Source organism: Caulobacter sp. BK020 (assembly GCF_004342605.1).
GTDB lineage: Bacteria > Pseudomonadota > Alphaproteobacteria > Caulobacterales > Caulobacteraceae > Caulobacter.
This window is the reverse complement of the sequence record NZ_SLZL01000004.1, coordinates 118,567-141,882: the sequence shown is the minus strand read 5'-3', so window position 1 is coordinate 141,882 and position 23,316 is coordinate 118,567. Positions and strand designations below refer to the sequence as shown.

Annotated in this window: 21 protein-coding genes; 11 read left to right on the top strand and 10 right to left on the bottom strand. The window is 69.7% G+C overall.

Features of this window, described 5'->3' with window-relative positions:
- The first annotated feature begins 218 nt into the window (after window positions 1-218).
- From EV278_RS06510 to EV278_RS06490, 5 genes are all read left to right on the top strand, one after another.
- Complete coding sequence (locus EV278_RS06510) at window positions 219-833, top strand: TetR/AcrR family transcriptional regulator (protein ID WP_132088296.1); 615 nt, start codon at window positions 219-221, stop codon at window positions 831-833.
- 116 nt (window positions 834-949) lie between these two features.
- A complete protein-coding gene (locus EV278_RS06505) occupies window positions 950-1,564 on the top strand; it encodes a TetR/AcrR family transcriptional regulator (protein ID WP_132088292.1) in 615 nt (204 codons plus the stop codon).
- Between the two features lie 157 nt (window positions 1,565-1,721).
- Window positions 1,722-4,685 carry a TonB-dependent receptor gene (locus EV278_RS06500; RefSeq protein ID WP_132088289.1) on the top strand — a complete coding sequence of 988 codons (2,964 nt, stop codon included), beginning with the start codon at window positions 1,722-1,724 and terminating at the stop codon, window positions 4,683-4,685.
- Window positions 4,686-4,765: 80 nt separating this feature from the next.
- Entirely contained in the window at window positions 4,766-5,290 is a 525-nt protein-coding gene (locus EV278_RS06495) for an RNA polymerase sigma factor (RefSeq protein ID WP_165916543.1), read from the top strand.
- A gap of 252 nt (window positions 5,291-5,542) precedes the next feature.
- Window positions 5,543-6,016 (top strand): activator of alkane oxidation, encoded by a 474-nt coding sequence (locus tag EV278_RS06490; RefSeq protein ID WP_132088284.1) that lies wholly within the window; start codon window positions 5,543-5,545, stop codon window positions 6,014-6,016.
- 119 nt (window positions 6,017-6,135) lie between these two features.
- Here EV278_RS06490 and EV278_RS06485 read toward each other — a convergent pair whose 3' ends face one another.
- The 3 genes from EV278_RS06485 to EV278_RS06475 form a co-directional block, all read right to left on the bottom strand.
- Window positions 6,136-7,440, bottom strand: coding sequence for an HlyD family efflux transporter periplasmic adaptor subunit (locus tag EV278_RS06485; RefSeq protein WP_132088281.1), 1,305 nt, complete (start codon window positions 7,438-7,440; stop codon window positions 6,136-6,138).
- Between the two features lie 67 nt (window positions 7,441-7,507).
- Window positions 7,508-8,719: an ABC transporter permease gene (locus tag EV278_RS06480; protein ID WP_132088278.1), complete on the bottom strand. Its 1,212-nt coding sequence runs from the start codon at window positions 8,717-8,719 to the stop codon at window positions 7,508-7,510.
- Complete coding sequence (locus EV278_RS06475) at window positions 8,716-9,399, bottom strand: ABC transporter ATP-binding protein (protein WP_132088275.1); 684 nt, start codon at window positions 9,397-9,399, stop codon at window positions 8,716-8,718. Before EV278_RS06475 ends, EV278_RS06480 begins: the two co-directional genes overlap by 4 nt.
- A 93-nt stretch (window positions 9,400-9,492) precedes the next feature.
- On the opposite strand from EV278_RS06475, the gene EV278_RS06470 reads away from it, so the two are divergent.
- The gene (locus EV278_RS06470; protein WP_132088272.1) at window positions 9,493-11,019 is read left to right on the top strand and encodes a TolC family protein; all 1,527 of its coding nucleotides are present in this window, start codon (window positions 9,493-9,495) and stop codon (window positions 11,017-11,019) included.
- A 3-nt stretch (window positions 11,020-11,022) separates the two neighbouring features.
- Here the strand turns inward: EV278_RS06470 and EV278_RS06465 are convergent, their stop codons facing one another.
- Window positions 11,023-12,078 (bottom strand): LacI family DNA-binding transcriptional regulator, encoded by a 1,056-nt coding sequence (locus tag EV278_RS06465; RefSeq protein WP_132088269.1) that lies wholly within the window; start codon window positions 12,076-12,078, stop codon window positions 11,023-11,025.
- Between the two features lie 218 nt (window positions 12,079-12,296).
- Here EV278_RS06465 and EV278_RS06460 point away from each other — a divergent pair, with 218 nt between their 5' ends.
- From EV278_RS06460 to EV278_RS06450, 3 genes are all read left to right on the top strand, one after another.
- A complete protein-coding gene (locus EV278_RS06460) occupies window positions 12,297-13,568 on the top strand; it encodes an MFS transporter (protein WP_132088755.1) in 1,272 nt (423 codons plus the stop codon).
- Window positions 13,569-13,584: 16 nt separating this feature from the next.
- Window positions 13,585-14,391 carry an RNA methyltransferase gene (locus EV278_RS06455; protein WP_132088266.1) on the top strand — a complete coding sequence of 269 codons (807 nt, stop codon included), beginning with the start codon at window positions 13,585-13,587 and terminating at the stop codon, window positions 14,389-14,391.
- 78 nt (window positions 14,392-14,469) lie between these two features.
- Complete coding sequence (locus EV278_RS06450) at window positions 14,470-15,459, top strand: alpha/beta hydrolase (protein ID WP_132088263.1); 990 nt, start codon at window positions 14,470-14,472, stop codon at window positions 15,457-15,459.
- A 42-nt stretch (window positions 15,460-15,501) separates the two neighbouring features.
- Here EV278_RS06450 and EV278_RS06445 read toward each other — a convergent pair whose 3' ends face one another.
- Window positions 15,502-16,224, bottom strand: a complete 723-nt coding sequence (locus tag EV278_RS06445; RefSeq protein ID WP_132088260.1) for a YafY family protein — start codon at window positions 16,222-16,224, stop codon at window positions 15,502-15,504.
- Between the two features lie 120 nt (window positions 16,225-16,344).
- Between EV278_RS06445 and EV278_RS06440 the strand changes: the two genes are divergently transcribed.
- Window positions 16,345-17,070, top strand: coding sequence for a glutathione S-transferase family protein (locus EV278_RS06440; RefSeq protein WP_132088257.1), 726 nt, complete (start codon window positions 16,345-16,347; stop codon window positions 17,068-17,070).
- A 91-nt stretch (window positions 17,071-17,161) separates the two neighbouring features.
- Here EV278_RS06440 and EV278_RS06435 read toward each other — a convergent pair whose 3' ends face one another.
- Window positions 17,162-17,392 carry a hypothetical protein gene (locus EV278_RS06435; protein WP_207905444.1) on the bottom strand — a complete coding sequence of 77 codons (231 nt, stop codon included), beginning with the start codon at window positions 17,390-17,392 and terminating at the stop codon, window positions 17,162-17,164.
- A 2-nt stretch (window positions 17,393-17,394) separates the two neighbouring features.
- A complete protein-coding gene (locus EV278_RS06430) occupies window positions 17,395-17,589 on the bottom strand; it encodes a hypothetical protein (protein ID WP_132088251.1) in 195 nt (64 codons plus the stop codon).
- Between the two features lie 164 nt (window positions 17,590-17,753).
- On the opposite strand from EV278_RS06430, the gene EV278_RS06425 reads away from it, so the two are divergent.
- Window positions 17,754-18,536, top strand: coding sequence for an IclR family transcriptional regulator (locus EV278_RS06425; RefSeq protein ID WP_207905443.1), 783 nt, complete (start codon window positions 17,754-17,756; stop codon window positions 18,534-18,536).
- Between the two features lie 4 nt (window positions 18,537-18,540).
- Here the strand turns inward: EV278_RS06425 and EV278_RS06420 are convergent, their stop codons facing one another.
- The 3 genes from EV278_RS06420 to EV278_RS06410 are packed head-to-tail and all read right to left on the bottom strand — an operon-like array spanning window position 18,541 to window position 23,231.
- Window positions 18,541-21,654 (bottom strand): TonB-dependent receptor, encoded by a 3,114-nt coding sequence (locus tag EV278_RS06420; RefSeq protein WP_165916542.1) that lies wholly within the window; start codon window positions 21,652-21,654, stop codon window positions 18,541-18,543.
- Complete coding sequence (locus EV278_RS06415) at window positions 21,644-22,624, bottom strand: FecR domain-containing protein (protein WP_165916541.1); 981 nt, start codon at window positions 22,622-22,624, stop codon at window positions 21,644-21,646. Before EV278_RS06415 ends, EV278_RS06420 begins: the two co-directional genes overlap by 11 nt.
- Window positions 22,602-23,231, bottom strand: coding sequence for a sigma-70 family RNA polymerase sigma factor (locus EV278_RS06410; RefSeq protein WP_132088239.1), 630 nt, complete (start codon window positions 23,229-23,231; stop codon window positions 22,602-22,604). The genes EV278_RS06415 and EV278_RS06410 overlap by 23 nt, the downstream gene beginning before the upstream one ends.
- Between the last annotated feature and the right edge of the window lie 85 nt (window positions 23,232-23,316).

Here is a 23,316-nt window from a genome sequence, read left to right as displayed (position 1 = left end):
GGACGGGATCGGAAGCCGCCGAGCGCGCCGGGAGCCGTCCGTTCCCGAGCGTTCGCCTCCGTCGTCGCGTCGGCATGGCGTGGAAAGGCCTGGGCCATGGCGGCAACTTCTCCTAAACTGCCTGTCAATAAGGCGGCGATTCTGGACCATCCAGATCGCTGTCGGACTGCGGAATATATCGACGCCCGACGATATCTACATGCATGTAAGTTACATCAATGTCAATAGATGGGCCTGAGATCGGCGCGACCGGCAAGCGTCGACGTCGCGTGCCCGAGGTGGCGCGCCGCGAGGCCCTGGCCTCGGCGCGGCGGCTGCTGATCACCTCGGGGCCGACGGCGGTCACCCTGAAGGCGGTGGGCGACGAGATCGGCGTGACCCACGCCAACCTGATCCATCACTTCGGATCCGCGGCCGGGCTGCAGTCGGCGCTGATGGAGTCGATGGTCCGCGACCTGACCGACGCCCTGGGGGCGGCGGTGGAGCAACTGCGCTCGAATCCCGGCGCGCCCCGGGCCTTGGTCGACGCGGTGTTCGACGCCTTCGACCAGGGCGGGGCGGGGCGCCTCGCCGCCTGGATCGCCCTGTCCGGCGACCTGCAGCACCTGGAGCCGGTTCGCGCGGCCGTGCGCGACCTGGTCGACGCCATCTGCGAGACCTTCGCGGCCGAGGGCGAACAGACTCACCACCGCGTCACCTCGGCGGTGCTGTTCATCGCGTTGTATGCTTTTGGCGACGCAGTGATCGGCGCGCCGTTGCGTGACATGCTCGACCGCGAGGACGACGCGGGCCGCAAGATCGTGGCCCGGCTGCTGCCGACCTTCCTGTTCTGACCCTTGCGCCCAGCTTTTTCGCGACAGCGATTGACCCCAGGTCAACCGCGACGGGTTTACATCCTATGCGAATGTCGCCCATGCTGTCGTTGACTCCAATATAAATAGCGACGGTCATGGCGGGGCTGGGCAAGGCGAAGGTCGAACAGGCCGTCAGGCGGCGGCGCTCTCCCGACGAAGCCCGCGCCCAGGCCCTGATCAGCGCCCGCAAGCTGCTGATCGCCAACGGCCCAAACGGCCTGACCCTGCAGGCGGTGGCCCAGGACATCGGCGTCACGCACGGCACCCTGATCCACCATTTCGGCTCGGCCGCCGAGCTCCAGTCGGCCCTGATGGGGGCCATGGTCCGCGACCTGGCCGCGGCGCTGGAGACGGCCGTGGCCCATGTTCGCTCGGACGAGCGGGCGCCGAGAACCGTTGTGGATATCGTGTTCACCGCCTTCGACGAGGGTGGAGCGGGCCAGCTGGCGGCCTGGATCGCCCTGTCCAATCGCTACGAGCATCTGGAGCCCGTGCGCGAGGCCGTCGTCGACCTGGTGACGGCCCTGAGCGAGAAGGTCCTGACCTCCGGCGACGACCCGCCCCGGCACATCCCGTCGGCTCTGCTGCTGATCACCCTGTGCGCGTTCGGCGATGCGGTGATCGGCGGGCCACTGCGCAGGATGCTGGGGCGCGACCGCGACGCCGTGCGGCGGCTGGCCGCCAATTTGCTCCCGGCCCTGATCGAATAATCAACACCGCCGTCAATAAGTATTGACACCCAGGTGAATAGACGCATCCTTAGGGTGAGAAGCTCGCCCGGCCGCTGGCGACTTCAACAAAAAAGTGCGGCGAGGAAACGCTTTTTGATGTCCGCCCCGATCGGGGAGAGGACCCTTGGGAGGGGATATGTCTCAACGCATCCGCGCGCGCGCCTGTTGGATCGCGGGGGTTTCCGCCGTGGCCGTCACCCTGTCGGCCGGACTGGCTCAAGCCCAGGGCCAGGCGGCGGCGGCCAAGTCCAACCTGGTCGACGAGGTGGTCGTTACCGCCCAGCGCAAGGAAGAAGCGGCGCAGGACGTGCCGATCGCCATTTCCGCCTTCTCGCAGGAGACCCTCGACGCGGCCAAGATCGAGGGCGGGCCCGACCTGCTGAAAGCGATCCCGAACGTCAGCTTCACCAAGACCAACTTCAGCGGCGTCAACCTGACGATCCGCGGCATCGGCACCCAGGCCGTGTCGGTCTCGACCGATCCCGGCGTGTCGATCAATTTCAACGGCACGGCCTTCATCCGTAACCGCTTCTTCGAGCAAGAATTCTTCGACGTCGAGCGCGTCGAGGTTCTGCGCGGTCCGCAGGGCACGCTGTACGGGCGCAACGCCACCGCCGGCGCGGTCAACATCATCTCGGCCCGTCCCACCGACGTCTTCGAAGGCGAGATCAAGGGCGAGGTCGGCGACTACGACAGCCGCCGGCTCAGCGGCTTCGTCAACATCCCGCTGGCGGGCGACAAGCTGGACCTACGCCTGGCCGGCGCCTCGACCACCCGCGACGGCTTCGCCGAGAACGACGTCACGGGCAACAAGATCGACGGCCGCGACCTCTATTCCACGCGCGTCACCCTGGGCTTCAAGCCGGTGGAGGCGCTGCGCGGCGCCCTGATCTGGGAGCACTTTAGCGAGAACGACAGCCGGGCCCGCAGCACCAAGCAGCTGTGCACCCGCGATCCGGGCCCCCAGACCATGGGCGGCTTCACCCTCAGCCCGCAGGCCAGCGCCTTTTTCAGCCAGGGCTGCCTGAACGCCTCGCTCTATGACGATGCGGCCTATGGCACGCCCAACGGCCTGTCGATTCCGTTCGTCCTGGCCTCGGTCACCAACACCGCCGTGCTGGGCCTCAATCCCGACGGCGTGTCTGGGCCGGTCAACCTGATGAAGGTGGCCGACCCCTATGGCGGCATGATGCAGTCGAGGGACCTGCGCCGCATCTCGTCGATCTTCGATCCGAAGTACCGCGCCAAGGCCGACGTGCTGGAACTGAACGTCGACATCGACGTCGCCCCGAACCTGACCCTGACCTCGCAGACGGCCTACAACCGCGACCACTACTTCTCGAGCGAGGACTACAACCGCTTCAACACCATGCCCGGAGTGTTCAACGACTCGACGGGCCTGATCAACGCGGTGGTGCCCGGCGCCCCGGCCCCGAACCTGACGCCGGGCGGCGTCTATTGCGATCCGCAGCTGGGCTGTTCCAGCACGATCGCCGGCCTGGATCAGGTGCGCGCCAAGAGCCGCCAGGTCTCCCAGGAGCTTCGCCTGTCGTCGGCCTTCGACGGTCCGGTCAACTTCAGCCTGGGCGGCAACTACACCGACTACCGCACGACCGAGGACTACTACGTCTTTTTCAACATCGTCTCGGCCATCGCCCAGAGCAGCGGTTACGGCAACAACAGCCTCGACCCGACCAAGTGCGGCACTAGCTTCGACGGCTCGACGCCGACGATCACGCCGAACGGGACGACCGGCTGCATCTATATCGATCCCCATCCGCTGGATCAGGTCGACGGCCTGGGTCACAACTACTTCCGCAGCAAGAACATCTACAGGGTCAAGTCGGCCGCGGTGTTTGGCGAGCTCTATTACGCGTTCACGCCCGACCTGAAGCTGACCGCCGGCCTGCGCTATACCCGCGACCGCAAGACCTTCACCCCGGTGCCGACCCAGGTGCTGCTGTCGTCCTCGAACGGCGGCACGGTGGATGGCGGCTATCCGGTCGGCGACGACATCAAGCAGAAGTGGGGCGTGGTGACCGGGCGCCTGGGCCTGGACTGGTCGCCGACGCTGTCGTTCACCGACCAGACCCTGGTCTATGCCTTCTACAACCGCGGCTACAAGGGCGGCGGCGCCAACCCGCCGGCCATCGGCTACAGCGACGAGCCGTTCCTGCCGGGCCTGCCGCCGCTGGTGCAGCTGACCTCGTATCCCGACACATTCAAGCCCGAATACGTCAACGCCTTCGAGCTGGGTACGAAGAACACCCTGGCGGGCGGCGCCCTGACATTGAATGCGGCGGCCTTCTACTACGACTACAAGGGCTACCAAGTCTCGCAGATCCAGGACCGCACCGCGATCAACGAAAACTTCGACGCCAGGATCTGGGGGCTGGAGCTGGAGTCCGCCTGGCGACCGACCCGCGACCTGCGTTTGACCGTCAATCTCGGCTACCAGGGCAGCAAGCTGGCCGACGGCTCCCGGTCGATCGACGTGGAGAACCGCACCCAGGGCAACACCGACTTCACGGTGATGAAGGGCAGTCCCTTCCTGCCGTCCAACTGCGTGGTGTCCAAGAGCTATATCGCCAGCCTGCTGGCCACCAACGCCGCCTTCGGCCTGCCCGACTACGCCAGCCTCAGCGCCGTCTGCCCCGGCTCGATCCTGGGCCTGTTCCTGTTCCCGGCGCCGACCGAGGCTGACCTGCCCAACGGCGGTCGCGGCTTCTATGCCGACGTGTCGGGCCACAGCCTGCCCAACCAGCCCAAATGGACCCAGTCGATCGGCGTCGACTACGCCCTGCCGCTGCCGGGCGGCTGGGTCGGCGGCGTGCACGGCGACGTCTATCACCAGTCGCAGTCCTGGGCCCGCGTCTACGAGGACGCGATCGACAAGCTGCACGGCTGGTACAACGTCAACCTGCGCCTGACCCTGGCCAAGCCGGACGACGGCCTGGAGTTCGAGCTCTACGCCAAGAACCTGCTGGATGACACGCCCATCACCGGGGCCTTCATCAACAGCGACGACACCGCCCTGACCACCAACGTCTTCACCCTGGATCCGCGCATGATCGGCGCCAGCGTCCGCAAGCGCTTCTGATCCAAACCCCGCGGCGCCTGTCCCGACCACGGGGCGGGCGCCGCTGTCGTGCCGGAGTTCGTACGATGGCATCACCCCGCGTGCCCGCGTCCGCCGCGGGCTCCGCGCCGATCCGCCCCGACCTGGGCGCCTGGATGGCCGCCCATGGGCCCCGGCTGCGTCGCTACTTCGCGCGCCGGGCCCCGCGCGCCGACGCCGAGGATCTGGTCCAGGACGTGTTCCTGCGCGTCCAGGCGGCACAGCTCGACGAGCCGATCGTCGAGGTCGAGCGCTACCTGTTCACGGTGGCCCACAATGTCCTGGTCAGCCGGGCCAGGCGGCTGGGCGTGCGCGCGGCCGAGCTGCGGCGTTCGTTCGCCGAATGGTCGGAAGCCGCCGAAGACCTGTCGCCCGAGCGCATCGTCGGCGCGCGGCAGGATTACGCCCGCGCCATGGCCGTCATCGAGCGCCTGCCGCCCCGCACCCGCATGGCCTTTCGCCTCAACCGCATGGAGGACCTCAGCTACGGCGCGATCGCCGAACGGATGGGAATCTCGAAGGACTCGGTCAAGGAGCTCCTGCGACGCGCCCACGCCCATCTCGACCAGGCCTTGAAAGGCGCCTGATCCTGCCGCTGCTCGCGGTGAGACGATCTTGCAGGCGATGTCGAGGAGTTGAAACCGCAAGGCTTTCGAAGCTTTGTGGACGCCTTTATGTGCCTGCATCGTGGTTATATCTATAAGAATAGACCGCCTATATCTTCGATGATTATTTTTGCGATACACACCCCCCTAAAGCTAACCTGAAGCGTCTATTACATCGGGTGAGGCAATCGCCCGAACGGCGCCGTAGCGCCTCATAAATACTAGGGAAACGCCATGAAAATCTTCGCTTCCGCCGTCGCTCTGCTGGCCACGGCCGCGTTCGCCGCCTCGGCTTCGGCCGCCTCGTTCAGCCCGGCCAACGGCACCTTCACCGGCACGGGCACCACCAGCCTGAAGAAGGGCTCGCTGACCATCCCCTGCACCGCCAACTTCACGGGACACACCACGGGCGGCCTCGGCGTGATCGACACCGCCACCTTCAGCGGCGGCGGCGGCCTCTGCGGCCTGATCCACAAGACCGGCACCTGGAACGCCACCGCCACCTCGGCGACCGGCGCCGGCGCCGGCACGGCCACCATCACCGGGGTCGCCGTGACGGCCTCGCTGTTCGGCACCTGCGGCCCAAGCACCGTGAACGTCTCGGTCAGCGCCGGGGGCCTGATCACTTTCGACAACCAGACCCTGAGCCCGGACTGCGCCATCAACGGCTCGGTCCAGACCAGCCCGGCCCTGACCATCGTCCCCTGATCAACACTGTTCCGGAGACGCCGCCTTCCCCTACCCCAGCGGCGCCCGACCGGTCCTGCCCTGACGACTCAGTCGTCAGGGCGTTTCTTTGCGGGGAGCGGCTGCACGATCCGGGCGGTTCAAGACGAAGGGGCGGGCGGGGCTGGCGCCGACCAGACGAGCACGTCGCCAGCCTTTACTCCCGAGACGATCTCAACGCCGTCCGGTGCGATCCGGCCCAGCTTGACGGGAACAGTGCGCGGCGGGCCGCCGCGCGGATCCTGGACCTTGATCCAGGCGGAGGGCGCCGCGCCCTGGATCGCGGCCGGCGGCGCCACCAGGGCGGCCGGGTTGCGATAGAGGTCCACCGTGACGTTGGCCGTCATGCCGATCCGGATGGCCCTGGCCTGATCGGTCGTCAGGGCGTCCAGGCGCGCCACGGCCGGGAAACTGGCCAGCGGCCCCCCGGCCACGGCCGGCGCCGCGGCCTGGCCGGCGACCGAGGTCACATGGCCGGCGACCGTCAGGCCGCCGAAGCCCGGTCCCGTGACCGTCACGGCCATGCCCGGCTGCACGCGGTTGGCGTCGGTCTCGCTGAGCTGGAAAGTCACCGCCAGACCCCCCGCGCGCGCGATCGAGCCGATCAGCTGGCCTCGCGTCACCGCCTGACCGGCGTGAAGCGGCTCGGCGTCCTCGCCCTTGCCGACCGGCCGCACGATGACGCCCGCCTCAGGCGCGCGAACGATCGCCCCAGCGGCCTGGCCGTCCAGTCGGGTCAGTTGGGCGCGGGCGTTGGCGAGATCCAGGGCGGCTACCCGACGGCTTGAGCCCGCGCCCTGGGCGAGCACCGCGGCCAGGTCCTGGCGAGCGCCCGCCAGCACCATCTCCTGGTTCCGCTTCTGCTGCACCAGGCCGTCATACTCGCCCCGCGCCACCAGCCCCCGGTCGAGCAGCCCCCTGGTCTCGGCCAGCTTGCGGTCGAGATCCGCAAGGTCGAGGGCGGCGGCGGCGACCGTCCGCCGCGCACGCGAGACCTCGGTCCCGCCGGACCAGTCGGCCAGGGTCTCGGCGGTCTTCGACGCCTTCAGATAGGCCGCCTCGGCCTCGTTGCGGCGCTGGCCGATCTCGGCGGGATCCAGCTCGACCAGCACCTGGCCGGCCGCGACGCTGGTCCCGTATTCGAAGCCGAGCCGTCGCACCACGCCGTCGAACGGGGCGACGATGTCGAGGCTGTCGCCAGGGACCACCGAGCCGACCAGGCTCAGCGTGGCGGCGAACGGTCGGGGCGAAAGCGTCTGGGTCTGAAGTGCGGCCGGATCGGGACTGGTGTCCCGGCGCGGCGCCAGGGCCAGGCACAGCCCCAGGATCGCGACTCCGGACACGGCCGCCACGACCGTCCACTTGCGAGAACGCCAGATCGCCAGAGCCTGTCCGCGCGCCGTCATGGCTCAACCTTAGGATCGAGGTTGCGCCGCCGTCTACAACAATGTCAGTAGCTGCCGATCCGGGCGGTCATTCGTCGCGCAGCGCCACGATCGGGTCCAGCCGGGAGGCCCTGAGGGCCGGATAGAAGCCGAAGACCATCCCCACCACCGCGGCCAGGCCGGGTCCCAGCGGCAGGACGTAGGCCGACAGGCTGAAGGTCCAGCCCGAAGCCCGGGCGGCCACGAAGGCGGCCAGCAGGCCGAACGCCAGGCCGGCGAGACCGCCCATCAAGGCCAGGATCCCGGCCTCGATCAGGAACATCGCCTGGATGTCGCGCGGCGTCGCACCCAGCGCCGCCCGCAGGCCAATCTCGCGCCGGCGCTCCATCACGCCCATCATCATGACGTTCATCACCCCGATGCCGCCGACCAGCAGCGAGATCGCGCCGATCGCCGTCAGCAGGCGGCTATGGATGGCCTTCTGGGCGTTCAGGCTCTGGATCAGTTCCTGGGCGCTTGTGGCCTGAGGGGCAGAGGTCGGGTTGGCCAGCCGGACGACCAGGCGCTCGCCCACCGCCGTGGCGTCCGCGCCGGGGCGCAGGCGCAGCAGGGCGGTGCTTGGCTCCGGCGTGGCCATGATCCGGGCCGAGTCGCCGAGCGGGACGAGCACGGCGGTGTTGTAGTCGGCGGGGTCCATGGCGGTGAACGCCACGGGCCTGAGCACGCCGATCACCGTGAACACATAGCCCCGGATGCGGATCTGCGAGCCCGGCCCCGCCGGGGCGCCGGGCGCGGACAGGGCCGCCGCCGTGTCGGCGCCCAGCACCGCGACCAGCGCGCCTTCGTCGACCGAGGCGAACAGCCGTCCGCTGGCCAGGGACAGCCGGACGAGGTTGGGCAGGTTGGGGGCGACCGCGATGATTCCGGCGTCCTGGCTGGCCGGACCGACCGCCACCTTGGCCCGGTCGATCGTCAGGGGCGCGGCGGCCTCGACATCCGGATCGGTGCGAGGCAGGGCCTCGATCGCCGCCCGGTCCATCGTCGCGGGGAGGGGGCCCACCGGATTGGCGTGGATCTGCAGCATGTCCACGCCCATGTGGGCGAACAACTTCAGCGTCTCGCGCTGCGCCATGTGCCCGATGGTCAGCATGGCGACGATCGAGGCGGCGCCGATCAGGATGCCCAGCAGGGCCAGGGCCGAGCGTTGCCGCTGGGCCAGGAGGTTGGCCAGCGCCTCGGCGCCCGACTGTGTCCAGGTCAAAAGCGCCGCGCGCGGCGAGGGCGATGTCGGGATCGTCATGCCGTCACGCCCGCCTCGGCCACGACCCGGCCGTCCAGCACCTCGATCCGCCGCTCGCAACGGGCGGCAAGGTCCTTGTCGTGGGTCACCATCAGCACGGTTACGCCCAGGCGCTGGTTTAGATCGCGCAGCAGGGCCATGACCTCGCCGGCGGTGACGCTGTCGAGGCTGCCGGTCGGCTCGTCGGCCAGGATCAGGCGGGGCTGGCGGACCAGGGCCCGGGCCAGGGCCACCCGCTGGCGCTGGCCGCCCGACAGCTCGGCCGGGCGGGCGTGGGCGCGATGTGACAGCCCCACGCGTTCCAGCATGGCCAGGGCGCTCTGTTCGCGATCCCGGGCGGGGACGCCGGCATAGACCAGGGGCAGGGCGACATTCTCCCAGGCGCTAAGGCGCGACAGCAGGTTGAACGACTGGAAGACGAAGCCGATCGTCGCGCCACGAAACCGGGCCTCCTGTCCACGATCGCCGAACGCCACGTCCAGGCCGTCCAGGCGCAGCACGCCGCTGGTGGGCCGGTCCAGCAGGCCGATGATGTTCATCAGGGTGCTCTTGCCCGAGCCGGACGGGCCGACGATCGCGCAGAACGACCCCGCCTCGACCTTGAAGCTGACGCCGCGCAGCACGGGCGTGGCCTGGTCGGGCGGGCCGTAGGTCTTGGTCAGGTCAAGGACTTCGAGCACGCGCCCATCTTGCGCGGCGGCGCAACTTGAACAAGAGCTCCGAGCGTGTTTTGTTGACTTTAGTGTCAATATCGTTCGTCGGGTGGCGCGAGGATGTCAGCGTATCGGGTTGCCGAGCCTCGCCCGCGCCAGCGCCTTCCAGGGGGGCGGCCGATCCTGACGCTCCTGGCGGCGCTGGCCTTGGCCGCGCCGGCCTGGGCTCAGTCGCCGGTCGCCTCGCCGGCCAAGCCGCCGCCCGCCGCGACGGGGCCGCGCCTGGCGCTCAGCCTGGCGGACGCGGTGTTCCTGGGCCTGCGCGAAAACCGCGCCATCAAGTCGGCCTATGTGGTCCGGGCCGCCGAGAAGTACGACCTGTTCGTGGCCGAGACCCGGTTCCGACCGGTCGGGGCGATCATCGGCTCGGCCGAGACCACCCGGGCGGGCGGGCTGCGCGGCTCGACCCTGCAGCTGAACCCCAGCGCCTCATGGCTGGTCTCGACCGGGGCGCAGTTCGATTTCGGCTGGGCGCGCCAGACGGTCCGTAGCGGCGGGAACGATCTGACGACCGAGGTCGCCACGCTCAGCGTCAGCCAACCGCTGCTGCGCGGGGCCGGCGTCGCTGTCAACGCCGCGCCCGTACGCCTGGCTCGGCTCCAGGACGCCATCGACCGTCAGAACCTGAAGGCGACCGTGTCCGACACGGTCAGCCGCATCATCCTGGCCTATCGCAACCTCGTGCAGGCTCAGCAGCAGTTGGCGATCGCCCGCCAGTCGCTGGAGCGCTCCCGGGCCCAGCTGGCCACCAACCAGGCGCTGATCGAGGCTGGACGGATGGCCGCGGCCGACATCGTCCAGACCCAGGCCGACATCGCCGCCCAGCAGGTGGCCCTGCTGCAGGCCGAGCAGCAGCGCAACAGCACCCAGATCGCGCTGCTGACCTTGCTGGCCGTCGACCTGCACACCGACGTGGTCGCCGCTGACGCCCTGGACGCCAAACCCCTGGCCGTCGACCTGGATCAGGCGATCGCCACGGCCCTGGATAACCGTCCCGACTTCCTGTCGCAGAAGCGCTCGGTCGAGCAGGCGCGCCAGGGGCTGATCCTGGCGCGGAACAACCGCCTGTGGGACGTGTCGGTCTATGGGACCGTGCAGCGCCAGACCGAGCGCGGCGACCTGTTCGAGGATCCAATCACCGGCGCGCCCCTGACCGGGACGGGCCTGCCGCGCACCAGCGGCGCGGTCGGGGTGCAGTTTCGCGTCCCCCTGGGCGACTACCGGCCGCGCCAGGCCGAGATCCAGGCGCAAACCCTGGTGCGGACCCAGGAACTGCGCCTGGACGACCTGCGCCAGAACGTCGAGGCCCAGGTGCGCGACGCCGTCCAGGGCGTGGAGCTGGCCTGGCGGCAGGTGGAGGCCTCGCGCCTGTCACGCGACCTGGCGGCCAAGACCCTGGAGTTGGAACGCGAGAAGCTGAGCGCCGGTCGGGCCTCGAACTTCGAGCTCCTGACCTTCGAGGCGAACCTGCGCTCGGCCGACCTGCAGGCGCTGAGCGCCTCGATCAACTATCTCAACGCCCTGACCATCCTGGACCAGCAGCTGGGCGCCACCCTCGACACCTGGAAAGTCGACCTTCAGGACTGAGCTTCACCCTTTCGGCGAGGCGGTTGAAGCCCGGTGGATCAGGGTGAAGGGGATGAGTTCGTCGCGAGGGCGGGTCCCGGCCTCGGCGTTGCGGGCCACGCCATTGATCAGCATCTTGGTGGCCAGGGTCGACATCTCCACCAGCGGCTGGCGGATGGTGGTCAGCTGCGGACGGCTGAGGCGCGAGACAGGGCTGTCATCGAAACCGGCCACCGAGAGGTCGCCAGGACAGGACAATTCGGCCTCGGCCGCCGCCGCCAGGGCGCCCAGGGCCATTTCGTCGGAGCTGGCGAAGATCGCCGTCGGCCGTTCGTCGAGGGCCAGCAGGGCCGCGGCGGCCGTGTGGGCCGACTCGAAGGTGAAGTCGCCCGGGCGGATCCAGGCCTGGTCGATCTCCAGGCCGCGCGCCTGCATGGCGGCGACATAGCCTTCAAGGCGAGCCTGGCTGGCGCCGTAGCGCTGGTCGCCGGTGATGAAGCCGATCCGCCTGTGGCCCAGGCCGATCAGGTGGTCGGTCATCTCGCGCGCCGCCGCGACGTCGTCCATGTGCACGCGGGGCCCGCGGCCCTCGGGCTTTTCCGGGCCCAGGCGCACATAGGGCGTGCCGGCCTTGTCCAGCAGCTCCAGCACCACCTCGTTGTCGCAGGAGGGCGGGGTCAGGATCACGCCGTCGGGCTTGAGGGCGGCCAGCAGGGCACCGACCTCCTGGCGCACGCGCGGGCCGTCATGATCGACCAGCTCGACCAGCAGGTGGTAGCCGGCGGCCCGGGTCTCGACCGTGGCCCCCAGCTGGATGCGCTGCAAATAATCCGAGCCGCGCTCGCTGCGCCAATGGTCCAGGGTCAGGGAGGCGTCGACGAAGACGGCGATCACGAACGAACGCGAGCCGGCCAGGCTGCGGGCCGACAGGTTGGGCGCGTAGCCCAGGGCGCCGGCGGCTTCGAGCACGCGCTCGCGCATCTGCGGCCGGACGTTCGGCTCGTTGTTCATGACCCGCGACACGGTCTTGATCGACACGGCGGCCCGCGCCGCCACGTCGTAGATCGTCACCGACGCCATGGGCCTGCCCGTTCGCCTTGGTCCTGGTGGGGAGGACTCATCTTCATGGCGCCAGCCTAGAGCAACTGCGCGCCATAAGGCGACGCTCGGAATCCAAAAAAAAGCGATCAAGAACGACAATGCGGGGTTTGTCGCCGCTCGCGCCTTGTGTCTCCTGGCCTGGAAGGCCAGTGTCCGAACCCATCGCGGCGGAGATCGCGTGCGGCGGGGGAGGCGTGATGGCGGCGGCGGAGGCAGTGGGAATCGACACGGCAAGGCCGACGACGCCCGTGAAGCCCAGCTTCATCGCCGCGTTCACCCTGGCCCAGATCGGGGCCTATGTCAGCTTCATGCCCCTGTTCCAGGTGCTGCTGCCGCTGAAGGCCCAGACCATCGATTCGGCTGGCAAGGCCATCGTCCTGAGCCAGGTGGCCATCCTTGGCTCGATCAGCGCCAGCTTCGCCAACCTGCTGGCCGGGGCGATCAGCGACCGGACCACCTCGCGCTTCGGCCGGCGACGCCCCTGGATGGTGATCGGCGCCCTGGGCACCGTGGCCTCGTACTTCCTGATCATGATGGCGCACAGCGCGGTCCAGCTGATGGCCGGGATCGTCTGCTTCCAGATCGCCTTCAATCTTCTGTTCGCCGCCCTGCTGGCGGTGCTGCCCGACCGGGTGCCGGACGCCCAGAAGGGCCGGGTGGCCGCCTTTCTCAGCCTGGGCCATCCGATCGGCGCCATGGCCGGCGCGATCCTGGTGGGCGGCCTGCTGGTCGGCGAGGCCCCGCGCTATCTGGCCATCGCCGTGGTGCTGCTGGCGGCGATCGCCCCGTTCGCCCTGGGCCTGAACGACCCGCCGCTGCCGCCGGGCGAGCGTCCGCCGTTCGACTGGCGCGGTTTCGTGTCCGGGTTCTGGATCGATCCGCGCGCCCATCCGGATTTCGCCCTGGCCTGGGCCAGCCGGTTCATGGTGCTGGTCGCGATCACCCTGACCCAGAGCTACATGCTGTTCTACCTGCAGGACGCGCTGCACTATTCGGACCTGTTCCCGGGCCGTCGCGCCGAGCAGGGCATGGCCTTGCTGACCACCGTGGCCACCTGCGCCAACGTGGCCTGCGGCATGCTGGGCGGCATGCTGTCCGACCGCCTGAAGCGTCGCAAGCTGTTCGCGGCGGGCGCGGCTCTGGGCCTGGCGGCGGCGATGCTGGTCTTCTCGCTCGTGCCCGGCTGGCCTGTCGTGGTGGTGGGCTTCGTGATTTTCGGCTGCGCGGTGGGCTGCTACTACGCCGTCGACATCGCCCTGGTCAGCCAGGTGCTGCCCTCGCAGAAGGACGCCGGCAAGGACCTGGGGGTGATCAACCTGGCCAACACCTTGCCCCAGGCCATGGCGCCGATCCTGGCGATGTGGGTGCTGGGCCCGGCCCACGTCAACTATCACGCCCTCTATCTGGTGGCCGCCGGACTGGCGGCGGCTGGCGGCATGGCCATCCTTCCGATACGGGGCGTGCGCTAGCTTCTTCGAGATTCTCGTGCCCGACCTGATCCCCATCGACGACCCGAACGACCCGCGCGTCGCGGCCTACCGCGACATCAAGGAGCGCGACCTGGTCGGCCGCCAGGGGCTGTTCATCGCCGAGGGCGAAACCGTGCTGGCCGCCTTCGTCCGCGACGCCCCGCAGCGTGTCCAGTCTCTGCTGATCGACGGCAAGCGGATCGACAAGCTGGGCCAGGTGCTGGCGGGCCTGCCGCCCGGCGTTCCGGTGCACGTGGCCGGACAGGCCGTGCTGGACGCCATCGCCGGCTTCCACCTGCACCGCGGCGTCCTGGCCGTCGGGGCCAAGCCCGAGCCGATGTCCGCGAAGGGGTTGCTGGCCGGCGTGGGGCCGCGCGCGATTGTATTGGTGCTGATGGGCATCGCCAACCACGACAATCTGGGCGGCATCTTCCGCAACGCCGCGGCGTTCGGCGTCGACGGGGTGATTCTGGACGGCGACTGCTGCGATCCGTTCTATCGCAAGGCCATCCGAGTCTCGATCGGAGCTACGCTCAGCGTGCCGACGGCCGGGCTGGCGCCGGGGGAGGACGTGGTCGCCCTGTTGGCGCGCCACGGCTTCCAAGCGCTGGCGCTTAGCCCGAGCGCCGGCGAGACCCTGGCGGAACTGCGTCCGCCGGCCCGGGCGGCGGTGCTGCTTGGAGCGGAGGGCCCGGGCTTGTCGCAGGCCGTCATGGATCGGGCGCGAACCGTCGGCATTCCGATGGCGAACGGCTTCGACTCGCTGAACGTGGCCACCACCAGCGGGATCGTGCTGCACCATCTGCGGTTCGCGAAGGGCTGACGAACGGGAATGACACCGGTGGCTTGCCGTGGCGGAAGCCCCGCCATAGGGTCCCTGCGCGTCGCTTAGGGAGGTCGCATGTTCAATCGCCGGGGAACCCTGGCCAGCCTGACGGGCGGCCTGCTGACATCGCTGCTGGCCGGCGTCGCTGGAGCCGACCCGAAGCCGGCCCAGCCCGCCAAAGCCCCGACGGATCCGACCGAAGTTCTCCCCCTGTGGCCCGGCGATCCGCCGGGCTCGGCCGGCGTCACCGCCGTCGAGACCCTGATCGACCGCACTGTGGCCGGCGGTCTTCGCGACCGCGCCACCACCCACACCCGCAAGCCGACCCTGACCGTGTTCCGCCCGGCCAGGGCCAACGGCGCGGCGGTGGTGCTGATGCCTGGCGGCGGCTACGAGCGCGTGGTCAGCGACAAGGAGGGCTTCGAGACCGCCCGCTGGCTGGCCGACCGCGGCTACACCTGCTTCGTCCTGCTCTACCGCCTGCCCGGCGACCACTGGGGCGCGGGTCCCGACGCCCCGCTGCAGGACGCCCAGCGCGCCGTGCGCCTTGTGCGTTCGAAGGCGGCGGCGATGAGGTTCGACCCGGCCCGGCTGTCAATCATGGGCTTCTCGGCCGGCGGGCACCTGGCCGCCAGCCTGACCACCCGCTTCGACGCCAAGGTCTATGACCGCGTCGACGCCGCCGACGACCTGTCGGCCCGGCCCGACCTGTCGGCTCTGATCTATCCGGTGGTGTCGATGGTGGAGGGACCAGCCCATGCCGGCTCGCGCAAGCAGTTGCTGGGCCCGTCGCCGACGCCCGAGCAGGCAGCGCTCTATTCGCCCGACCAGAACGTCACCGACCGCGTCCCGCCGGTGTTCCTGCTGCACGCCGCCGACGACAGGACCGTGCCGGTGGTCAACAGCCTGATGATGTTCACCGCGCTCAAGGCCAAGGCGATCCCGGCCGAGCTGCATGTGTTCGAGGAAGGCGGCCACGGCTTTGGCCTGCGCTCGATCGACGGCAAGCCGGTCGCGGCCTGGCCGACCCTGTTCGAGACCTTCGCCAAGCGGCACGGGATCTGACGCCGTCGCTCGCCCGGGCGAACGGCGTCGAAGGCCTGGGCTTCAGGTAGCCGCCGGCTTCTCGCAATCGCGCCACCGTTTGCGCTCCTCCTCCAGCGCCCGCTGCCAGCGCGCGCGCAGGACGCCGGGCCGCTGGCCGTGGCGCTCGTCGAGGAATTCCGCGCCCTCGATCCGGTCGGTGCGGAAGTTGCGGAAGTCGTTGCGCAGCTCGCACCAGGCGATCAGCAGGCGCACGGTCTCCAGATAGCCCACCGTCACCGGCCAGACGACGCGCTGGCTGACCGCGCCCTTCTCGTCGCGATAGTCCAGGCGGATCTTGCGGCCCGCGTGGATCCAGGCGCGGGTCTGGGCGATGTCGATGCCGTCGGGCAGGGCCTTCCAGTTCATGCCGGTCCCGGTGGCGGGGGTCAGCACGTAGGGGCGCAGCTGTTCGGGCACGGCGGCGGCGATCTTGGCGATCAGGTCGTTGGCGGCGGTGGCGAGCACCGGGTCGCCGCGACCGGCGACCCACTGGGCCCCCAGCACGGCGGCCTCGATCTCGTCGGGTGTCAGCATCAGGGGCGGCATGTCGTATCCGGCCTCCAGCACATAGCCGACGCCCGCCTCGCCGCGGATGGGCGCCCTCTGGCCGATCAAGGCGGCGATGTCGCGATAAACGCTACGTTTGGAGGTCTCCAGTTCGGCCGCCATGGCGTCGGCCGTGACCGGCTGGCGACTGCGGCGGAGGATCTGGATGATCTGGAAAAGGCGTTCGGCGCGTCTCATGGGGCCACTCTGCTCGACCGATGCTGACAGCATGCTGGCAGCAGGATGGCGGTAGCGTCCGATTGTCGCAACACGAAGTCTGGACGGACGTCGAAGGCGGCTCAGCAGGGAGAGACCACCATGATCACGCTTTACGCCGCCGGACCCGCCTTCGGCCTCCCCGAAGGCAGCCCCTATGTGACCAAGACCGAGATCCACCTGAAGATGGCGGGCCTCTGGTACCAGAAGGTCCCGGCCCATCCGCAGACCTCGCCCAAGGGCCAGCTGCCGTGGATCGACGACGACGGCGTCAAGGTCGCCGACTCCACCTTCATCCGCGCCTATATCGAGCGCAGCTACGGTGTCGACCTGGACGCCGGCCTCAGCAAGGCCCAGCGCGGCCAGGCCTGGGCGATCGAGCGGATGGTCGAGAACCACCTGGGCTGGGCCAGCTGCCACTTCCGGTTCTTCGACGACGCCAACTTCGCCAAAGGGCCGGCCCGCTGGTTCGACAACATGCCAGGCGAGGCGAAGGCCAAGGCGATCGACGGCCTGCTGGACACCGTCCAGGCCAGCCTCAAGTCGATCGGTATCGGCCGCCATTCGCCGGACGAAATCGTGGAACTGGGCGCCTGGTCGCTGACGGCTCTGTCGGAGATGCTGGGCGACAAGTCCTTCATGATGGGCCACCGGCCCACCAGCGTCGACGCCATCACCTTCGCCATGCTGGCCCAGATCCTGACGCCGTTCTTCGACTCGCCGCTGCGCCGCCGCGCCGAGGGCCTGCCCAATCTGGTCGCCTACGCCGAGCGGATGATGGCGGGATACTATCCGGATTTCGCGCCGGAGGTTCGTGAGGCGGCGTGAGGATTACGATCGGGGACACACACTCGTTCCACGGCTTGCGACGTGATCCGCCGCCGTGGAACGAGTGTGTGTCCCCAGCCGTGCGCGGAGGCTAGTGCTTCTTCTTCTGGGCGTCGTTGGCCTGGAAATCGTCCTTGCGGTCAGGGTCGTGGGCGTGGTGGACGTCGGACTCGCCGCCGCCGCCCGAGACCTTGCTGTGGCGGCTGTAGCGGTCGGGATCGTCCGGATCCTTGACCGTAGGGTCGGGCCGCGGCTGCTTGGCGTTCTCGTGGCTGGCGCCGGGGCCGCCCCAGCGATCGGCGGCGGGATTCTTGTCGGGCATGGTCATCGATCCTGTACGTTGCCGGAGTGGGACGTGTTCTGGGCCAGGTTGCCATGACGGCCCTGTTCCTTGAGGTTCACGTCGGCGTTGCCGGGATCAGGCGACTGCAGGTCGTCGCGATCGCCTTGGCCTTCGATCGCCGGCTTCTGGCCCTTGAAGGCGCGTTGCTCGGGCGGAATGGGCGGGGCTTTGGACATTGGCTTCCTCCATATCTGCCCTTTCCAAACCGATCGGAAGGAGGGGCGTTCCCAGCGCCCAGCTTGCCCAGGACCCGAAGATTTCGATGCTGGATCATCCGCCGACATCTTCGGAATCGGCGTTCCGATGCTATCTAGGTGGGTGTTCGCGATGGGATGCCCTCTTGTCTGATACAGAAGCGCCTCAAGCCTCCGCCGCCTCGGATCGCGCCAGCCAGACTCTGCATCGCGCGCTGGACATTCTGGAAGCCGTCGCCGAGGGCGCCCATAGCCTCAAGGCGTTCGAGGCCCGCGTCGGCCTGACCCGCAGCACCACCCACCGCCTGGCCTCGGCCCTGGTCGATCGAGGCCTGCTGTCGGCGGTAGGGCGGGATTACCGCTTGGGCGGCCGCCTGGTGCAATTGGGCCACCAGGCGCGCGAGCGGCTGGGGCTTGCCGAGGTGGCCCGGCCCGTCCTGGCCGCGCTGTCGGCCGAGACCCAGGACGCCACCAACCTGGGCACGATCGCCGGCGACGATGTCCTCTATGTGGGCCAGGCGCCGGGCCGGCGTCGGCTGGAGGTCCGCCACCGGGTGGGCGACCGCAACCGCATCCGCGACACCGCCCTGGGCAGGGCCCTGCTGATCGACGCGCCGCCGGCGCGATGGTCGCAGCTGTTCGCCGACGACCCGAATTCGCCGGTGGCGGCGGCGTTCTTCCGCGAGATGGAGACGGTGCGCCAGGTCGGTCATGCGCTGCACCTGGACGACGGCCTGGATAGCATCCGCTGCATCGCCGCCCCGATCCGCGACGCCAGTGGCGCGATCGTCGCCGCCATCAGCCTGTCCAGCGTGCCGCAATACATGGACGAGGCGCGGATGGCCGAGCTGACGCCGCGCGTGAAGGCCGCCGCCCTGAAGATCGGCGCCGGCCTGGGCTTCAATCCCGCGCGGTTGAACCCGAGCTAGAACGTTAGTACCGCATCTCTAACCCCACGCGGATCTCCCGGCCGGTATGGTGCTGGTAGTTGGCCAGACCGCTGGTGTCGGAGAACTGGCGCTGGGCCCCGTTCAGCAGGTTTCCGCCCGCCGCTGTCAGCCACCAGCCCGGCGCCAGCTGGTAGCGGGCCGAGACGTCAAGACTGGTATGGCCGTTGACCCCATCGACATCGGCCCCCGTGGAGGCCGGTATGGCGGTCAGGTAGCGTCCCCGATGCGACAGGGTCGCGCGCAGGTCCAGGCCGTTGCGGCGATAGGCGGAGGTGAATGTCCCCACAAGGCGGGGCGAGCCCAGACTGTCATGGGCGATGAACGGCGCGCCAGCGAGGTCCTGGAAGCGCATTCGCGCGCGGGTGTAGGTCAGGCCGGCGCGGACGCTCCATCCGCTCAGGGCCGGCGCGGCCAGGTCGAGTGGAGCCTGAAGCGCCAGTTCCAGGCCGTCCAGGTGGCCGCCGCCGCGGTCGGTCCGGGTCAGGAACTGCCAGATCGGCAGCGCCGGCGCGCAGCCGGGCAGGCGCCCGCAGGCCGTCGCCGCCACGCTGTCGGGCAGGCCGTACGGGTTGTCGGCGAACACCGTCGGCGTGGTGGCGACGGACAGAGGGTTGGACCGGATGGTCTTGTGGAAGACGGCGACCGACAGGACCGAGCCCGGCGCGAAGTACCATTCGACGGCGGTGTCCAGGGTGTCGGCCCGGGTCGGGCGCAAAAACGGATCGCCGGCCGAGACGGACCGCAGGCCGCCCGTCGAGACCGTGACGCCGGGGCGCAGGCTGCGCAGGTCCGGCCGCGCCATCACCCGCGCGGCGGCGAACCGCAGCAGCAGGTCCTCGCGCGGCTCGAGCGCCAGATTGAACGACGGCAGCAAGTCGTCATAGTTCCGCCTGGCCGAGACCGGCGCGACGAAGCCGGGCGCGTTCAGGTCCAGGGTGAACCCTCGGGACACTTGGCCGGTATGGGCGTAGCGCAGGCCCAGGTCGCCGCGCGGCGACCAGGGCCAGGGAACCGCGAACGCGGCCTGCAGATAGGCGGAGCTGTCACGTTCCTCGACCACATAGTTGAGGCCCAGCAACGGTTCGGCGCCCAGCGTCAGTGTTCCGCAGGCGCTGAACGCGCAGGCGGCCTGGAACAGGACGAAGGCCTTGGCGACATCCGGAGCCAGCCAGGCGTCCGGCGTTCCGGCCGCGGTCGCAAAGCGGTTCGACCAGACTTGCCGCAGATAGGCCGACGGCGGGATGGCCGCGAAGGCGGGCGGGATGTCGGCGTTGAGATTGGCGATCGTGCCGTTCGAGCGCGACTGCGCCGTCGCTTCGGTGTCGTAGGCCTTGTGCTGCAGCCCGCCCCGCAGCGTCAGGCCTTCGCGAAGCGTCCATTCCAGGTCGGCGCCGACGGTCTTGAAACTGTTGTCGACCCAGTTGGGCTCGGACCGCAGCTCGGCCAGGGTCCAGTTCGCCGGCGTCGTCAGGTCGGCCGAGCCGAAGTCGATCCGCGGTCGCCGACGGTCGCGGAAGTCGTAGGCGAAGCCCTGGACGTCGTACTGGTCCAGCTGGACGGTGGCCTGCAACGGATTGCCGAAGTCGGACCGGCTGTAACCGGCCAGGGCCTTCAGGATCAGCCGGTCCGAAAGGCGTTGGCTGATCGACAGGGTGGTCTGGCGGAAGATGGTCTTCAGCCGATCGAGCCGCGACTCGGCGCGGACATCGACATTGTCGAACGCGCCGGCGATCAGCACCGGCAGGCCTGGGCGAGGGGAGGTGATCGTGGCGTCCCGCACCTTGACGGCGGCGATCCCGCAGTCGGCGTTCGGCGGCGTGCGGCAGGGACCTGCGGTGCGCAGCGTGAAAGTCTCCAGCAGATCCTCTCGCCGTTCCGACGACAGCTCGGCATAGAGGACGTCCAGGGCGACCTGGGTGCGGTTGGACGGTCGCCACTGCAGGCTGCCGGTCAGGCCCAGCCGTTCCTGTTCGATCTGGAACATCTCCAGCCGGGGAATGCGCGGATGCAGGGCGGCGTTCAGGGCGGTCAGGTCCGGCGCGCCCGTCGCTGTGCTTCCAAACCCGGGATAGACGGTGTCGCCGGTCTGCCACTGCCCGGCGTTGACGCCGACGTCCTCGACGGCCCGTTTGCTATAGGCGGCCGAGACCAGGATCCCGAACCGGTCGTCCCGACTACGGCGCGAGACGATGGCCGAGAGGCGCGGAACAGCCTTGTCGGCGCCGAAGTTGTAGGCCCCCTCGACGGTCAACTGGACCCTGGAGCGTGGACCGTCCAGTGGCGAGCGGGTCTGCAGGTCGACGGTCGCGCCCAGCGAGCCTTCGTCCACATCGGCCGAAGGCGTCTTGCGCAGGCGGATCTGGTTGAAGAGGTCGGCGGCGAAGACGTTGAAGTCGAAAGCCCGGCCGCGGTTGGTGCCGCCACCGGCGTTCGTACCCCCGAACGTGGCCAGGGTCTCCATGCCGTTGATGCGCACCCGGGTGAATTCACCACCCACGCCCCGCACGCTGACCTGCCGGCCCTCGCCGCCGTCATTGGTGACGGCCACGCCGGGGAGCAACTGCATGGCGCCGCCCAGGTTGGGGTCGGCCAGGCCGCGCAGGTCCTCGCCCAGCAGGATGTCGCTGGTCTGGGCCGACAGGCGTTTCATGCGCAGGGCCTCGCTTCCCAGGTCGCGGGCGACGACCAGAACGGTGCTCAGGGCGGCGGGCTCGCTGTCCTCCGGCGGCAGGAGGCGAGGGCGGGTGGGGGCGATCGCGGGCGGCGGAGGGGCGGCTCGGATGCTGATGACCCCGCCGGCGCTGATCGAAAGGTCCAGGCCCGAGCCGCGCAGCAGGCGTCGCACGGCTTCGGCCGGTTCGAGGCGGCCACGCACCGCCGGCGCCGCGCGACCCCGCACCAGGGCGGCCGGCGCGATGATGATCGTGCCCGTTTGCCGCGACAGCGTCAGCAGGGCCGCCGACAGCGGCTGGGCGGGAAGGTCGATGGATCGCGTCGCGGCGGCCCGCGCCACGGTCGGCGCAAGGGACAGGGCCAGTATCGCCGCGAGGCAGGCCTGCCGACGATCGCGACCCGCGGCGCGGACCTCACGGGGCACGGGGCTCCGGGGCGCGGTTCGGATCGGCGGCGACCAGGATCCGGCCGCCATGACCGTCCGAGGTCAGGCGCACGGGCAGCACGCGCGGCAGTTCGGCGACGAACCGTTCGGCCTGGGCGACATCGAAGGCGGCGGTGACCTTGAGCCGGCCGGTGGCGGGGGAACCGATCGCCAGCGGCTGTCGGCTATAACGGTTGAGGTCGGCCACGACCTCGGCCAGGAACGCGTCGTCATAGGCCAGGCGTCCCTGCCGCCAGCCGCCCGCCGATTGCGCCTGGTCCAGCGTCCCCAAGGTCAGGCCGCGTCCGTCGGCGACCACGGTCTGGCCGGCGCGCAGCGTGACCGCCCCATCCTGGCTGTCCGGACGGTTCGAGACCTGGACCACGCCCTGCTCCACCTCGACCCGAACGGCGCGGCCAGCCCCGCGATGGACGTTGAAGCGCGTGCCGACGACGCGGACCAGGGCGTCGCCTGCCTGGACCGTGAACGGCTGGCCGCCCTGATGGGCGACGACGAAGAAGGCCTCGCCGCGGTCCAGCGACAAGGCCCGGGGCCGCCAGCGCGAGGCGGCGCGCAGGCGAGAGCCTGGGGCGAGGGTGATCTGGCTGCCGTCGGCCAGCGCGATCTGGCGGCTCTGGCCCGCCGGCGTCTCGTAGGCCGGGCCGGGCAGGGCGACGACGGCCAGGGCCAGGCAGGCCGCCAGCAGCCCGCCGGCGGCGACCACGGCCGGGACGCGCCACCGAGGCGCCGGGCGCCGGGCGGGTTCGCTCGCCGTGGAGGTGCGCAAGGCGCCCAGCATCATGACGACCGCCTCGGCCTGCTCATAGGCGCGGCGATGCAGCGGGTCGGCGTCCAGCCAGGCGCCGAACCGCCGCGAGCGCTCGGGCGGGAAGTCCTCGCCCACCACCGCCAAGGCCCAGGCGCGGGCGGTCCGGCCGATCGGCGAGTCAGGATCGACGGCTTCGTTCACGCGACAGTCCTCGATAATCGGCGGTTCCATGGATCAGGGCGCGCTGACAGACGGCCAGCGCTTCCTCGACGGTCTTGCGCACCAGAGACTGAGAGACGCCGAAGCGCTCGGCGATCGCCACGAAGCTCTGGCCCTCCAGCCGGTTGGCCAGCAGGTACTGACGGTGGCGGTCGGGCAGGCCCTGCACCACCTTCTCCAGCAGACCCATCTGCTGCTTGGCGATCAGGCTGCGCTCCAGGTCGGGCGTCTCCTCGCTGTCGATCGCCAGCAGCGGCGCCGAAGCGTCCAGGGTGCGGCTGACGCGCGCCTGGCTGCGGCGTTCGTCCAGCATCAGGTTGATCGCCACGCGGAAGACGAAGGCCCGGGGACTTTCGATCCGCTCGGCGCCCTCCAGCTCGCCCAGCTTGAAGAAGGCCTGCTGGGCGACATCCTCGGGGTCGGGCGGTCCGGGTCCGAACCGGGCGCGCAGGAAGGCGCACAGGTCGCGCCATTCACGGGCATAGGTCGCCGAATAGGACGGGCGATCACGCCACCGATCCCTTCCGTCGCGATCCGCTCCGACGCTTGGCCTGACGATTCGAAGCTTGGGCGCCTTCGCCTCGAACACCGGTGCTCCCCAGTCACGTCGGTCTTTTTCTTGAAGGCGCGACGATGGAAGGGAACGGCGGCGCGATCAACCGAAAGCGAAAAAA

Coding starts and splice junctions, on each gene's coding strand:
- EV278_RS06510 (WP_132088296.1), top strand. CDS start 219: ATGTCAATAGATGGGCCTGAGATCGGCGCGACCGGCAAGCGTCGACGT.
- EV278_RS06505 (WP_132088292.1), top strand. CDS start 950: ATGGCGGGGCTGGGCAAGGCGAAGGTCGAACAGGCCGTCAGGCGGCGG.
- EV278_RS06500 (WP_132088289.1), top strand. CDS start 1,722: ATGTCTCAACGCATCCGCGCGCGCGCCTGTTGGATCGCGGGGGTTTCC.
- EV278_RS06490 (WP_132088284.1), top strand. CDS start 5,543: ATGAAAATCTTCGCTTCCGCCGTCGCTCTGCTGGCCACGGCCGCGTTC.
- EV278_RS06485 (WP_132088281.1), bottom strand. CDS start 7,440: ATGACGGCGCGCGGACAGGCTCTGGCGATCTGGCGTTCTCGCAAGTGG.
- EV278_RS06480 (WP_132088278.1), bottom strand. CDS start 8,719: ATGACGATCCCGACATCGCCCTCGCCGCGCGCGGCGCTTTTGACCTGG.
- EV278_RS06470 (WP_132088272.1), top strand. CDS start 9,493: ATGTCAGCGTATCGGGTTGCCGAGCCTCGCCCGCGCCAGCGCCTTCCA.
- EV278_RS06465 (WP_132088269.1), bottom strand. CDS start 12,078: ATGGCGTCGGTGACGATCTACGACGTGGCGGCGCGGGCCGCCGTGTCG.
- EV278_RS06460 (WP_132088755.1), top strand. CDS start 12,297: ATGGCGGCGGCGGAGGCAGTGGGAATCGACACGGCAAGGCCGACGACG.
- EV278_RS06450 (WP_132088263.1), top strand. CDS start 14,470: ATGTTCAATCGCCGGGGAACCCTGGCCAGCCTGACGGGCGGCCTGCTG.
- EV278_RS06445 (WP_132088260.1), bottom strand. CDS start 16,224: ATGAGACGCGCCGAACGCCTTTTCCAGATCATCCAGATCCTCCGCCGC.
- EV278_RS06440 (WP_132088257.1), top strand. CDS start 16,345: ATGATCACGCTTTACGCCGCCGGACCCGCCTTCGGCCTCCCCGAAGGC.
- EV278_RS06435 (WP_207905444.1), bottom strand. CDS start 17,392: ATGCCCGACAAGAATCCCGCCGCCGATCGCTGGGGCGGCCCCGGCGCC.
- EV278_RS06430 (WP_132088251.1), bottom strand. CDS start 17,589: ATGTCCAAAGCCCCGCCCATTCCGCCCGAGCAACGCGCCTTCAAGGGC.